Raw genomic sequence first — 14,401 nt, 5'->3', positions numbered from 1 at the left:
GTCTAGCGTTAATCGGTAACGGCTTCCACGCCCGGAAGTGTTTTGCCTTCCATCCATTCCAGGAACGCGCCGCCCGCAGTGGAAATGAAGGTGAAATCGCCCGACGCCCCGGCCTGGTTGAGCGCCGCGACGGTATCGCCGCCACCGGCGACCGCAATCAGATTGTTTTCCCGCGCGCGCTGTCCCGCATATTTGGCCGCTTCCACCGTGGAGGTGTCAAACGGCGGCGTTTCGAACGCGCCCAGCGGACCATTCCAGATCAGCGTCTTGCAGGCATCAATGGTATCGGCCAGCGCATCCACCGTCGCCGGGCCGCAATCCAGCGCCATCATGTCGGCAGGGATCGCATCGACCGGCACGGTCAGCGTGTCCGGATGGGGCGCAAATTCGCGCGCGCAGACCAGATCGACCGGCAGGATCATCTCGCAGCCATGCTTGCGGGCAGCCTCCATGATCGCGCGGGCCGTGTCGGCAAAATCGGCTTCGAAGAGGCTCTTGCCAACATCATGGCCCTGGGCCGCCAGAAACGTATTCGCCATCGCCCCGCCGACAAACAGCTTGTCGACCTTGGTGACCAGGTTTTCCAGAAGCGCAATCTTGGTCGAGACTTTCGCCCCGCCCACAATCGCAATGACCGGGCGTTTGGGATCGCGCAGGGCCTGGCCCAGATGATCCAGCTCCCGCTGCATGGCGAGCCCCGCATAGGCGGGCAGCAATTCCGCCACACCGGCCGTGGAGCCGTGCGCACGATGCGCCGCCGAAAAGGCATCATTCACATAGATATCGCCCAGCTTCGCCAGCTCGGCGGCAAAGGCGGGATCATTCTTTTCCTCGCCGGCGTGAAACCGCGTGTTTTCCAGCAAAAGGACGCGGCCCCGTTTCAGCGCCGAAACCGCAACTTCGGCCGCCGGACCGATGCAGTCCCCGGCAAACTCGACCGGTGCCGCGATCATGTCCGCCAGCGGCGCAACCACCGGCATCAGAGACGCATCTGCCACGCGCTGGCCTTTCGGCCGGCCGAAATGCGCCAGCAGAATGATTTTCGCTCCGGCCGATTTCAGATGGGTGATGGTCGGCATGGCCGACATCAGGCGGGTGGCATCGGTGACAATGCCATCCTTCATCGGCACGTTGAAATCGACGCGGACCAGAACCCGCTTGCCGTTCACATCCGCGTCTTCAATCCGGCGCAATCTCATAACGTGTCCCGTCACTGCCGATTAGATAAACTTGCCCATGGCAACTGCCGTATCGATCATACGGCAGGCAAAGCCCCACTCATTATCATACCAGGTCATGACTCGCGCCAGACGGCCATCGATGACATTGGTCTTGTCGATGGCCACAATGGAAGAGCGGCTGTCGTGATTATAGTCGATCGAGACGAGCGGAATGTCGTCATAGCCAAGAATGCCCTTCATCGGGCCGTCGGCTGCCGCGCGGATCGCAGCGTTGATCTCTTCGGCGCTGGTTTCCTTCGACGGCGCGAAGACCATGTCGATCAGGGAAACATTCGGCGTCGGAACGCGCACCGCCGCACCGTCCAGCTTGCCCGCCAGTTCCGGCAGGACGAGGCCCACAGCTTTCGCTGCACCCGTCGAGGTCGGCACCATGGACATGGCCGCCGCACGCGCGCGGTGCAGATCCTTGTGATTGCGATCCAGTGTAGGCTGATCGCCGGTATAGGCGTGGATCGTGGTGACGTGACCGCGCTCGATACCGACGGCGTCGTTCAGCACCTTGGCGACCGGCGCGAGGCCATTCGTGGTGCAGGAGGCATTCGAAACCACCAGATCATCGGCAGACAATTGATCGTGGTTCACACCATAGACGATGGTCTTGTCCGCATTCTTGGCAGGTGCCGAGCACAGCACTTTTTTTGCGCCCGAACCCTCGATGTGCGCCATCGAAGCTTCCTTGGAATTGAACTTGCCCGTGCATTCCAGCACCAGATCAACACCCATATCACCCCAGGGCAATTGCGACGGGTCGCGGTTGGAGACCTTCTGGATCTTGCCAAAACCGGCATCAATCCAGTCATCCCCGACCGTGATCTTGCCCGGATAGCGGCCATGCACGCTGTCATAGGTCAGAAGGTGAGCGTTGGTTTCCGGTGTGGACGAATCGTTGATGGCGACAACTTCGATCTCGCCCCAGCGCTGCTCCTCAAGAACCGCGCGCAAAGCCAGACGACCAATGCGGCCAAAACCCGTAATAGCAACCCGAACAGCCATGCGAAATTCCTCTCGATGCGGATAGGCGCGGGCCCCGCAGGCCCGCCTGAAACAGAGTCGCGCGCCGTTTACCCGCTCTTACGCGCGGCGTCCACTCACACCCATCATTTCAAGGCATCTTTCCAGCGATTCCTGCCAGTCGGGCAGGATAATGCCATAGTCCGATTTCGCTCGCGTCAGATCGAGACGCGTATCTCCCGGACGTCTGGCCGGGGTTGGGTATTCGCTGGTCGGTATGCCGGACACGCGCGATGAAAGCCCGGCTCCGGAGATGGCGGCCTGCGCCAGATCCTTCCAGCTGGCTTCGCCGGTATTGGCGACATGCAATAATCCGCCGGGCGCGCCGCTTCGCAAATGTTCGCCCAGCGTCAGCAAGGCAGCCGCCAAAGCATTGGCTTCCGTGGGGCGGCCAATCTGGTCATCCACCACTTTCAACGCATCGCGCTCGGCAGCCAGACGCAGCATCGTGCGGACGAAATTTCTGCCCCCTGGCGCATACACCCAGCTGGTGCGTACGATCAGCGCCGAGGGATTTATCGCGAGCACGGCCTGCTCACCATCGGCCTTGGTCTGGCCGTAAACATTGAGGGGAGACACCTCGGCCGCTTCCAAATAGGGCGCGCCACCCAGTCCGTTGAAGACATAGTCGGTGGAGATATGAATGAAGGGCACACCCAGCACCGCGGCAGACCGCGCCAATGCTGCCGGCCCGGTCTCGTTGAGGGCGCGGGCCGCTGCGATCTCCGCCTCGGCCTTGTCGACGGCAGTGTAAGCGGCCGCATTGATGATGGCATCAGGTGCGATCTGCCCGACCAGGTCCGCGATCCCTTTCGGGTCGGCCAGATCAAACTGCGGTCGGCCCAGCCGGATCACTTCATGCGAACCCGCCTGCCGGGCAAGCGCCGTCGCCACCTGACCGCTGGAGCCGATCACAAGGACTTTCATGATTCAAACCGGAAAAGTTCGGGAAGGTCCGCGAGCCTTGGCGCAATACGGTCTTTGTCAGATGTCACTGCGGCATCCGTATCAAACGGCCAGCGGATTCCAATCGCGGGGTCGTTCCAGAATATCCCGCCGTCATGTTCGGCCGAATACGGATTGTCGACTTTGTAAGCGATCTCGCTATCCGCCTCCATCGTTACAAAACCGTGCGCAAAGCCCCGTGGAACCCAGAGCTGGCGGCCATTTTCTTCGGTCAAGGTTGCCCCCGCCCATTGCCCAAAGGTCGGCGAGCCATGGCGAATATCGACAACGACATCATAAATCGCGCCGCGCGGACAGCGAACCAGCTTGCCCTGCGCCATGGGCGGAGACTGAAAATGCAAGCCCCGCACCGTTCCAGGAGCCTTTGACCGCGAGGCATTGTCCTGAACAAACCGCGGCGCAGTCCCTACAAGTGCCTGAAAGCGTGCTTCATTCCAGGCTTCTTCAAACCAGCCACGCTCGTCTCCAAACCGCTTGGGCTCGATCAGAAAGGCGTCGTCAAACGGCCCGAAGCGTTCTATTTCTGGCAATTGCGGCTCCTGTTGGTGCGCGACTGACATTATTCTACCTGCTTGTTTAGAGCAGCAAAGCCTTGTCATCAGGCGCATCCCTTGCGAGAAGGCTCGCCAATCCGGAATTATTAATACAGCGCAGGTGTCCATTATGAAGGTGATCGTTCTCGGCGGCGACGGTTTTTGCGGTTGGCCTACAGCCCTACACCTTTCCAACAAAGGCCATGAGGTTGTCATCGTCGACAATCTTTCGCGTCGCAAGATCGACATCGAACTGGAAGTCGACTCGCTGACGCCTATCCAGCCCATGAGCGTTCGCCTGGCCGCATGGAAAGAAGTCTCCGGCAAGGATATCCGCTTTGTCGATCTGAATGTCGGCAAGGATTATCAGGAATTGCTCGATCTGATCCTGTCCGAGAAGCCGGACTCCATCGTGCATTTCGCCGAACAGCGCGCGGCACCCTACTCAATGAAATCCGCGCGTCACAAACGCTATACGGTCGACAATAATCTGAACGCCACCAATGATGTTCTCGCAGCCATCGTGGATTCCGGCCTCGACATTCACCTCGTCCACCTCGGCACGATGGGCGTATATGGATACGGCACGGCCGGAATGAAAATTCCGGAAGGCTATCTCAACGTGAAAGTGGAAACGCCGCTCGGCCTGATCGACACGGAAATCCTGTATCCGGCCAATCCCGGCTCCATCTATCACATGACCAAGACGCAGGATGCGCTCTTCTTCCATTTCTACAACAAGAATGACGGAATGAAGATTACCGATCTCCACCAGGGGATCGTATGGGGCACTCAGACCGAAGAAACCCGCAAGGATGAGCGCCTGATCAACCGGTTCGATTATGATGGTGATTACGGCACCGTGCTCAATCGCTTTCTGATGCAGGCGGCGATCGGCCACCCGCTGACAGTGCATGGCACAGGCGGACAGACCCGCGCCTTCATTCATATTCAGGACACAGTGCATTGTATCGAACTGGCCCTGACCAATCGTCCGAAGCCGGGCGAGCGTGTGCATATCATGAACCAGATGACGGAAACGCACCGCGTACGCGAGCTGGCCGACATGATTGCCAGCAAAACCGGCGCCGAAATCGCCAATATGCCTAATCCGCGCAACGAAGCAGACGAGAACGAGCTGCACGTCGAGAATGAAACCTTCCTGAAGCTCGGCCTGAACCCGATCACGCTGGAAGAGGGCTTAATGGATGAGGTCACCGAGATTGCGCGTAAATACGCCGACCGTTGTGATCGCTCGAAAGTGCCCTCTGTTTCCTATTGGAACAAGGACCGCGAAGCCGCTCAGACCGATACGACTCTGAAGGCGGTTTCCTAAAGCGCACCTTGCCGCGGCCAGCCCGGATCATTCGGGCTGCCATGGCCGCGCTCCGGATAGCAGAACGCAATCGCTTCATCGACGACCGATTGCGACGGCGTTAGCCCGCAAAAGTCGATCACTTGCTCGACAAACCGTTCAGGCCGCACCAGAGACTTTTCGTAACTGACCAATGCCGCTGGCAAGTCACACCCGGTCAAATATGTCAGGCCGCGCTGATACAGCGTCAGGGTTTCCTCAAGTGCCGTCAAAACCGGCTTTTCCGTCAGCAGGCTCACACGTTGGGCGGCCGCCTGTGGGTCACGCAGGACGCAGATAATGCGCGGTTTCGGCAGCAAGTCCTGAACCTGCGCCGCATAGAGCGCACCATGCGGGTCCTTCCAGCCCCATGATGAGCCGGACGCCGCGCGCTTCTCTATCACCGGGCGCATTCGGGAGACGGCGGCCTGAAAAACGTCTGACGCCGGGTCGCCAAGCTCCGCCACCCCGCCCCGGGCCTCCTGAATATCGAGATCCTCGTTATTTCCGACGCCTTGGCGCGCCCCCATATCCACGCCGAGAATGCGCAAGGCACCCGCCACCATGGACGTGCCGCCGCGCGGCGCACCGAAAACAAATATGCCCCTCCCTTCGCCTTGTTGCGGCGGATTGAGGACATGTAGCGGTTCAGAGCGTTCATACATGGCGTATTACTCGGTCAGCCAGTCAGACAGGCGGTTCAGAAAAACGATACAGGCTTCGAGCTGGCTGATATCGACAAATTCGTCCGGCTTATGGGCCTGTTCAATAAATCCCGGCCCACAGACCACCGTCGACAGCCCGGCCGACTGGAATTGCCCGGCTTCCGTCCCGAAAGACACATAGCGCTTGGCATTATCACCTGTCAGGCGTCGCGCCAGCTCTTCTGCCGGGCCATTCTCCTCGGGCCGAAGCGGCGGCGCATCCGAGCGCTGGATCACATCGATGCGCGCATCGGGGGCGTAGCGACGCATCTGAGCCTGCACCTGAGCGGCGTGCGCGCGCAAACCTTCCCCGACGGCACGCGCATCGTCCCAGGGCGCCGGACGCATCAGACTTTCAAACCAGGCGCGGCGGGCGAGAATGTTCGTCGCCGTCCCGCCTTCCATCTGACCAATTGTGATCGTGCCATAAGGCGGGTCAAACGGGCTGTCCGCAGGCGCATTGGATCGCCAGATCTCAGCCTGATCGACCAGATATTGCATCAGCGGGACAGCATGGGTCACCGCGCAGGCCCCGTCCTCGACCTTGGACGAGTGCGCCTCAAGCCCTTCGATGTCCACGCGTACGGAATAGAGCCCCTTATGACCGGTCACGACTTTCATGCCCGTCGGCTCTCCGATGATGGCGATGCGCGGCTGTGGCCCGCCTGCCGTCATTTCGCGGATCATGTCCGGCGCCCCCAGACACCCCACTTCCTCATCATAGGAAAATGCAAAATGGACCGGGCGCTTGAGCTCCATCAGGGCATAACGTTCCGCCATCACCAGACAGCAGGCGATAAAGCCCTTCATATCGCAGGTGCCGCGGCCGAAAAGGCGGCCATCAGCTTCAGTCATCACGAAGGGGTCGGTCGACCAGTCCTGCCCATCCACGGGCACAACATCGGTATGGCCGGAAAGCACGACGCCGCCATCGACTGCTGGCCCGAGAATGGCATGTAAATTCGCCTTTGTGCCAGAAGCATCGGCGGTGCGCTCGCACCTCGCGCCAAGCGCGCCGAGGCGTGATTCGACATAGTCGATGAGCTTCAGATTGCTATCGCGGGACACCGTGGCAATGCCGATCAGATCGGCCAGGCAGGCTTTAACGGAATCGAGAACTGGGTCGGTCACGGGCTTTTCCTTCAGGGAATGTCTGACTAGCCCGGCATTAACGTCCGGGAAACCCTCTCTTTCCACGCGATTTTAAGAGATTTCGGCCATTCTTCGCTCTTGAATGGTAAACAAAGGCCTGTTCCGATGGGTGGAATTTATTCAAAGCTGCGGCGCTTTCTTCGGTCAACGAGCGGGAATGTTGCGACGATATTCGCGATTGCCCTGATGCCGATATCGGTCATGGGCGGGGGTGCTGTCGATTTTGCGCAAGCCATGAATGCGCGTGGACGCCTTGCGGAAGCACTGGATGCCGCCGCGCTCGCCGTCGGCTCCCAACCCAATATTTCCCGGCAAGCCGCCGAACAGATGGCCATGGATTACATTGCTGCCAACTATCCGGCACGCGAGATAGGCAACGTTCACTCCGTCGCTATCAGCATTGATGATGAAAACGGCATAGTCCGGATTTCCGGTCAATCGCGCGTTGAAACAACGCTCCTCGGCCTGATGGGCATGGACTACATCACTGTCGACTGGACCAGCGAAGTTCGCCGCGCCCAGCAGAATCTCGAGCTCGTCATGGTTCTCGACAATACCGGCTCCATGGGCGGATCAAAAATCCGGTCGCTGCGCGACGCCGCGCATTTGCTGACCGATATTCTTTATAGCGGCGCGCAAGAGCCGGAAGATGTCCGGATCGGACTGGTCCCGTTCGCCGCGACGGTGAATGTCGGCACCCAATATGAACGGGCCTGGTGGCTGGATCCGAACGCCGAAAGTCCGCTGCATGCGCAATGGGCAGGCGGCACCCAGGAAATCGAAACCTGTACGGGCCGGCGCCGTCGGCGGACGTGCACCACGGAAACCATCACACCGAATGCATGGGAACTCTTTGACCAGCTGCGCAATACCAGCTGGGCGGGCTGTGTCGAAGCCCGCGCCGTTCCTCTCGACATTGAGGATGTGGCGCCCAACCGGTCCAACCCTGAAACGCTGTTTCTACCCTTTTTCGCACCGGACGAACCGGATATCTCGAATTTCCGGAATGACTATCTCGATGATGACACGGGCGGTGGGATTCACGAACGGCTGATGAATTTGACGAAATACGATGATGGGCGTCCTTCTGGAGGCGGGCCAAATAATGGCTGCACCACGACCCCGGTAACGCCGATGACCAGTAATCGCCGCACGGTCGACGATGCCATCTCCGCCATGGGGGCCAGCGGCAATACGAATATTCCAAATGGAATCGGCTGGGGCATTCGCCTGCTGTCACCGCAAGAGCCGTTCACGGAAGGCACCGAATACGGTGACCGGGAAACGATTAAGGCGATGGTCATCCTGACTGATGGCGAGAATGTACTCAGCGGCCATAATTCAGCATTCATGTCGCGCTATAATGCCTACGGCTATATCGCAGACGGCCGCCTCGGCATCCGGACCTCTTCGAGCAACAGGCTCTCCGAGGCGCTTGATGAGCGCACGCTGGCCGCTTGCCGCTATGCGCGCGATCAGGGCATTCGGGTCTATACCATAACCTTTCAGGTCAACTCGTCCTCGACCCGCCGGATGATGGAAGACTGCGCGTCTCATCCGAGCCTTTATTTCGACAGCCCGTCGAATGAAGCCCTCGAGAGCGCCTTTGAAGTTATAGCTGGCGATCTCGCAAACCTGCGCATTTCGCGCTAAATCAGAAGCGATCCCGCGACCCATTTTTAACCTCGTGCACCGGAAGTCCGTGCACGGGGTTCATTTTTGCGGATTCCTCTCCCCGGCTGGAATGAGGAAATGCCGGAATGCGCCGCACTTGGCTTCGATCCTTTGCACAAGATAACCATGGCAATGTGGCCATGCTCTTTTCGCTGATGCTGGTACCGATTGTCGTCATGGGCGGCGGTGCTGTCGACTTCAACATGGCGATTAATGCGCGAGCAAGACTGGCGGAATCGCTCGATGCCGCCGCATTGGCCGTTGGTTCCTCTCCGAACCTTCTCGCAGAAGATGCCATTGCTCTGGCTCAGGCGATGGTCGCTGCAAATTATCCTGAATATGAATTCGGAGACCTCGGGCCGATCAGTGTCAATATCGACGAGACCAGCAATATTGTAACCGTCACTGGCACGTCTCAGGTTCAAACCGCTTTTCTGGGCCTGGTCGGTATCGAGCATTTGACGGTAGAATGGGAAACCGAGGTAAGGCGTGCGCGCACAGCACTCGAGCTCGTCATGGTGCTGGACAATACCGGCTCCATGTCAGGCTCCAAGATCAGCGCCTTGCGCGACGCTGCTCACATGTTGACCGATATCCTGCATGATAATGCCGATGATCCTGACATGCTGGAAATCGGACTCGTACCATTCTCCTCCACCGTCAATGTGGGCACGGAGCATGAGCGCGCCTGGTGGCTCGATCCCGACGGGATTGCCCCTAATCATTCGAACAATTTCTATCCCGATGCCAATCGCTGGGATGTTATTGACTCCATGCAGTATGAAAGCTGGGACGGGTGCGTGGAGGCTCGGGACATCCCGCTCGACATCGAGGACGTCCCGCCATCGCCGTCCGATCCGGATACGCTCTTCCTGCCGTATTTCGCGCCCGATGAACCGTCCTATTATTCCGGCTACAGCAATAGTTACATGTCAGACGGGACTGGCAGCTCCAACCAGCTTTTCCGACTGATGAACGCCTACAAATATGCCGGAGTGAACCCGTCCGGCGCGGCCTCGAACTGGGGCTGCACGGCGCGCCCGATCACACCATTGACCCAGAGCCGGTCCGTTATTGACGCCGCAGTGGACGATATGATCGCCAGCGGGACGACGAATATTCCTATCGGCATCAGTTGGGGCGTGCGTGTCCTGTCACCACAGGAGCCCTTCACCGAGGGCAATGCCTACGATGATGACGAAAACATCAAGGCCATGGTCATCCTGACGGACGGTGAAAACGTCATCAACGGACGCGGCAATATCAATTACTCGGACTATTCCGGATATGGCTATATCCGCGAAGGACGTCTCGGACTTGTCACCTCCAGCTCATGGGCGCTTGGCAATGCGCTCGACGAGAGGACCGCAGCGGCGTGTGCGTACGCGCGCGAACAGGGCATCCGCGTCTACACGATTACCTTCCAGGTCAATTCAACATCGACGCGGGACATGATGCGCGATTGCGCCTCACATCCCAGCCTCTATTTCGACAGCCCGTCGAATGAGGCTCTGCGCAATGCATTCGAACTGATCGCCGGTGATCTCACCAATCTACGGCTCTCGCGCTAGGCCTCGCATCCGCCGTCGTCACGTCCGGGCAGGCAAATCAGTTCCATCCGAAAATAGAGCGCCTGATTGGGACCGATCGGGCTGCCCGGAATTCCCCTTGCGCCGTAGCCGAGCGCGGATGGAACAAATAATTCCCACTCTTCACCGGGCCGCATCAAGGTCAAAGCCTCGTTCCAAGCCGGGATGAAACGTCCCACACTTCCTCGTAATGGCTCGCCTGTCGCGAAGGACGACTGCATGATCTCGCCTTCGGCAGGCCGAATCTCGTAATTGGCGATCACCATTTCGCTCGCTTCCGGGCTAGGCAAGGTTTCATCCGTCATCGCCCGCAAAATCCGGAAGTGGAGCCCCGACGGCAAGGCGTATACACAAGGCTGCAAATTCATGCGCTCGATATAGAGTTCGCCTTCCAGCTGATTGCGGTCAGCTAGCGACGGATTGCCCTCAAATTGAGGGCGGCCGATATCCGGCATATCCATGCCTTCAAAATCGGCTGGATCACACTGGCGCGCGGCCGCCACGACCGATAGCGCATCGGATGAATCTGCCGGAACTGGCGGCTCCGCCGGGGCGCTGGTACAGGCCGCCAGAAGGGCAATCGATGAAAGAGCAGCAAGACGCATGACAAACTCCCGGTCAGAAATGAAAATGATTTGGCGTCATGCCAACCTATTCGGCGACGGGGGTCAATGCTTCCGACATGGCCGTCAGCACCATCGGCCAATTCTGCTGAAAATAGGCAAAGGCGTCATCCCACTGACCGCCCTCGCCCCATCCAATGTGGGTAATCGTCACATTGGTCAGCCTGTCTGACACAGGAATGATCTCGATGGTCAGCGAAGTCAGATGCGGCCGAACCTCGGGCATGTAGGGCGGCAAGGCCCACGTCACGTTCAGCATGCGTTCGGTCTGAAAACCGAGGATAGTCGTGCCTTCGGACCCGCGTTGCCCCGCAGGCGCTTCCGGCAGGAAATAGACCTCATAGCTGCCACCGGGCCGCAATTCGATGTTGGAAGCGGGTGCGAAAAAGGTGAGCCCCTCTTCCGTAGTCCACAAGTCCCAAATATCCGCTGGACTGGCTTCCACCTCGACAGACGAAACGATGATCCGGTCCGTTGCCTGCGCGGTGCCAAATGACAAAGCGCAGCAAAAGATCGCAACCAGCCAAATCCGGTTCATGGAAGTCCTCCGTGCCAAAATCCTCGCCGCCAACGCTAGGACATTCCTGAATTGGCGGCGAGGTATTTCTTGTTCCGCGGAAAACGATCCGAACCGGACCACTGCGCTATTCGGCGCTCGCCGGCACAACGGTGACCCGATAGGCCGTGTCGTCGGACAGATAGGTCCGGGCGACCTCGATGATCTCTTCCAGCGTAATGTCGGAATAATCATCCGTGATGGTCCGGATCCGGTCGAGGCGCTCGGGGTATTCAAACGACTGCGACAGCCAGCCCAACCAGACGCCATTGCTTTCAAAAGCATTCTGGATCTGTTCGAGAAGCGGACGGCGTGCGCGCAGCATCTCGTCATCCGTAATCTCGCCATTGGCCATGTCGGCGGCAATCAGACCGATCGCTTCGTAAACCGGGTCAATGTTTTCGACCCGGATGTCGGCACCGACATAGAGATAGCCGTAATCCGGGTGATAGAAGCTTTCGACATTCGAGGATGATGCCGAATAGGTGAAAGCTTCGCCTTCGCGCAGCCGCTCCGTCAGCTTCAAGGCAAGAACCGCACGCATCAGACGAATGGTGCGCGACACGTGAACATCGCTGTCATCTGTCGTGGGCCAATAGACATTCACCAGAGCCTGATCGTCACCGCCATTATGGGTCAGGACAATCGGGGTCTCTGTTGGCTCCGGGAATTCCAGAATACGGTTCTCGTCGTAGTCCGGCCAGTCATCCGCACGCTCCGGCAGGGCACCAATGGTGGCAGCTATGGCGTCAATGACAGCCTGCTCCTCAAAATCACCAACGACCGTGATTTCAATGGGTGCGCTTTCAAGTGCCGGCGTCAGGAATGCCCGGACATCATCAAGATCGACCTCGTCCGCTTCCGCCTGGGTCGGGAATCCGAAGCGTTGATCACCGGACCGCAGCATGCGTGAAATATCCCGTGTGCGAACGCCGCCCGGGGTCGAGCCGAGATTGCGACGCAACTCCGGCAGGCTGGCCCGGAATTGGGCCAAGCTTTCCGAGCGATAGCCCGGGGCCGTCATATAGGCGGCAAACAACTGGAATTGCAGCAGCAAATCGTCGGGCGTGGTTGAGCCGGACATGCTGAAAGAGCCCGCACTGACGCTGAAGTTTCCACCGACATTCCGTCCCGCCAGAATACGTCCAAGATCATCGAATGAATGCGCTTCAAGTCCACCGGACGTGAAGACACTGCTGGCCACCGTATCGACAACTGCTTCATTGCGGGGTTCAAGGTCGCCCCGGCCAAAGGTCATGTTCATCCGGATGACATCATTCTCGAAATCGGTCTGCTTGAGAGAGACGCGAACGCCATTGTCGAACACCAGACGGGTCACGCCCAGATCTTCGATTTCTGTCCGCTCGACGACCTCCCCGGGCGTTCCGAAGTCTTCATAAGCCCAGGCCGCAATTTCGACATCCTCCATGGCGTCAACAGCGATTTGGGCACTTTCATTCCAGACCTCCGCGATACGGCTTTCGGCGTCGTCGATTTCAAGGGAGGTTGCGAGAAACACCAACGGACCATTGCCGGACCACTGCTCGCGGAAAGCGGCATTCACCGCCTCGAGTGTGATGTCGTCCTCATAGCCATTGAAACGCGCGAGGGCGTCAGACGGGTGTCCGAAAACCTGATTGAACCGCCAACTGCTCCATATCGCGTCGGAAAGGGAAGATGAGGCCCGCGTATCGGCCTGCTCCACAGACGTTTCCAGCGCGGTGCGCAGATTGGTCAGCTGTTCATCAAGTTCCGATTGCGTAAAGCCATGCTCGAGGGCACGGCGCAATTCCTGTTCGACGACGGCCAGCCCCTCTTCCCAGCGTTCCGGCTGCGCGACTGCCAGAATATTGGCGCGCGCCGCAAAGCCGTATTCTGCGGTCGAGTAACTGGCACCGCCTTGCAATAGCGGTGAGGTTCCCGAGCTGATGATGGTCGACATGCGGCGCGACACAATGCCGGTCGCAAGCGAATCCAGAAGGCCGTCAAAACGACGGGCTGTTGTATCGTCTTCAATTGTATCAGGCTGAACCGATTCAACGGTCAGGACAGTGAAAAAGTCCGGGTCATGGAAATACCCGGTATCAAAACCACGTTCAGGATCAACCGAGCCTGCCACGGGCGGCTCTGCCGGATCTTCCGATGCAGTCCAATCTGAATAGACCGACGCGATTTCAGCTTCGACCCTGTCGACATCAATATCACCGACAATGACGAGCATTGCCCGGTCTGGCCGGTAGAATTCATCGTAATAGCGGGCGAAAGCTTCCCGCGGTGCGGTCCGGATCACTTCGGGAATGCCAATGGCATCGCGTTGCGCCACGAGAGAGCCCGGATAGCGGAACTCCATCAGAGCATTGCTCCAGCGGCGCACCGGCGTATTCCGCACGCGTTCTTCGGACAGGATGACATCGCGCTCGCGATCAATCGCCCCGATATCCAGCGTCAGATTCGACGCGGTTTCCCGCATGATGAAAAGACCGGTGTCGATGGTCTCATCATCGACTTCGGGCATGTCGAGCTGATAGACGACGTATTCGCGATTGGTGCCCGCATTTGTGTCCGGCCCGAACTGCAAGCCGTATCGCTCCAGCAAGGCGACCATTTCACCTTCCGGGACATTTTCAGACCCGTTGAAGGCCATGTGCTCGATGAAGTGCGCCAAACCGCGCTGGTCGTCGTCTTCTACCATGGAGCCGACATTGAAGGCCATGCGAATGGAGGCGGTATTGGGCGGTGTGTCATTTTGCAAAATGGCATAGCGCAGACCATTGTCCAGCTGGCCATAGCGGATCGCCGGGTCCGCCGGGATATCGCTTCGATCCTGCGCGAACCCTTCACCTTGCACGGCATGGGCAACCGCAAGCGGGGCCAGGGCCATGGCGAAGCCGACAGCAAGTGCCGTTACCGGTCTGCGCAGAACGCGAATATCTGGAAACATGGTCGATCCTTCTTGAAAACAGACTTTGAGCGCCGCACCCTACAGGTCCGGCGCCAA

The 14,401-nt window shown here is 58.9% G+C and carries 12 protein-coding genes; 3 read left to right on the top strand and 9 right to left on the bottom strand.

Annotation, left to right across the window (positions count from 1 at the left end; all coding sequences use genetic code 11):
• Positions 1-8: 8 nt before the first annotated feature.
• From P0D52_RS01610 to rfbC, 4 genes are all read right to left on the bottom strand, one after another.
• Positions 9-1,199 (bottom strand): phosphoglycerate kinase, encoded by a 1,191-nt coding sequence (locus tag P0D52_RS01610; RefSeq protein ID WP_394693700.1) that lies wholly within the window; start codon positions 1,197-1,199, stop codon positions 9-11.
• Positions 1,200-1,220: 21 nt separating this feature from the next.
• Complete coding sequence (gene gap / locus P0D52_RS01605; protein ID WP_394693699.1) at positions 1,221-2,234, bottom strand: type I glyceraldehyde-3-phosphate dehydrogenase; 1,014 nt, start codon at positions 2,232-2,234, stop codon at positions 1,221-1,223.
• A 78-nt stretch (positions 2,235-2,312) separates the two neighbouring features.
• Positions 2,313-3,179 carry a dTDP-4-dehydrorhamnose reductase gene (rfbD, locus tag P0D52_RS01600; RefSeq protein ID WP_394693698.1) on the bottom strand — a complete coding sequence of 289 codons (867 nt, stop codon included), beginning with the start codon at positions 3,177-3,179 and terminating at the stop codon, positions 2,313-2,315.
• A complete protein-coding gene (gene rfbC / locus P0D52_RS01595; protein ID WP_394694812.1) occupies positions 3,176-3,739 on the bottom strand; it encodes a dTDP-4-dehydrorhamnose 3,5-epimerase in 564 nt (187 codons plus the stop codon). The genes rfbD and rfbC overlap by 4 nt, the downstream gene beginning before the upstream one ends.
• Positions 3,740-3,881: 142 nt before the next feature.
• Between rfbC and P0D52_RS01590 the strand changes: the two genes are divergently transcribed.
• Positions 3,882-5,087 (top strand): NAD-dependent epimerase/dehydratase family protein, encoded by a 1,206-nt coding sequence (locus P0D52_RS01590; protein ID WP_394693697.1) that lies wholly within the window; start codon positions 3,882-3,884, stop codon positions 5,085-5,087.
• Here P0D52_RS01590 and P0D52_RS01585 read toward each other — a convergent pair.
• Positions 5,084-5,770 carry a sulfotransferase gene (locus tag P0D52_RS01585; protein WP_394693696.1) on the bottom strand — a complete coding sequence of 229 codons (687 nt, stop codon included), beginning with the start codon at positions 5,768-5,770 and terminating at the stop codon, positions 5,084-5,086. The two genes, P0D52_RS01590 and P0D52_RS01585, sit on opposite strands and share 4 nt — an antisense overlap.
• A 6-nt stretch (positions 5,771-5,776) precedes the next feature.
• Entirely contained in the window at positions 5,777-6,940 is a 1,164-nt protein-coding gene (argE, locus tag P0D52_RS01580; protein WP_394693695.1) for an acetylornithine deacetylase, read from the bottom strand.
• A 126-nt stretch (positions 6,941-7,066) separates the two neighbouring features.
• Between argE and P0D52_RS01575 the strand changes: the two genes are divergently transcribed.
• Positions 7,067-8,614, top strand: a complete 1,548-nt coding sequence (locus P0D52_RS01575) for a pilus assembly protein TadG-related protein (protein ID WP_394693694.1) — start codon at positions 7,067-7,069, stop codon at positions 8,612-8,614.
• A 107-nt stretch (positions 8,615-8,721) separates the two neighbouring features.
• Positions 8,722-10,206: a pilus assembly protein TadG-related protein gene (locus tag P0D52_RS01570; protein ID WP_394693693.1), complete on the top strand. Its 1,485-nt coding sequence runs from the start codon at positions 8,722-8,724 to the stop codon at positions 10,204-10,206.
• Here P0D52_RS01570 and P0D52_RS01565 read toward each other — a convergent pair.
• The 3 genes from P0D52_RS01565 to P0D52_RS01555 form a co-directional block, all read right to left on the bottom strand.
• Entirely contained in the window at positions 10,203-10,829 is a 627-nt protein-coding gene (locus P0D52_RS01565; protein WP_394693692.1) for an FKBP-type peptidyl-prolyl cis-trans isomerase, read from the bottom strand. The genes P0D52_RS01570 and P0D52_RS01565 overlap by 4 nt on opposite strands.
• A gap of 46 nt (positions 10,830-10,875) precedes the next feature.
• Positions 10,876-11,385, bottom strand: a complete 510-nt coding sequence (locus P0D52_RS01560) for an SRPBCC domain-containing protein (protein WP_394693691.1) — start codon at positions 11,383-11,385, stop codon at positions 10,876-10,878.
• A 106-nt stretch (positions 11,386-11,491) separates the two neighbouring features.
• The gene (locus tag P0D52_RS01555) at positions 11,492-14,344 is read right to left on the bottom strand and encodes a M16 family metallopeptidase (RefSeq protein ID WP_394693690.1); all 2,853 of its coding nucleotides are present in this window, start codon (positions 14,342-14,344) and stop codon (positions 11,492-11,494) included.
• Positions 14,345-14,401 lie beyond the last annotated feature (57 nt).

This window comes from Hyphobacterium sp., from assembly GCF_043584775.1.
GTDB lineage: Bacteria > Pseudomonadota > Alphaproteobacteria > Caulobacterales > Maricaulaceae > Hyphobacterium.
The sequence above is the reverse complement of the archived record's forward strand: the minus strand, read 5'-3'. Positions and strand labels throughout refer to the sequence as shown.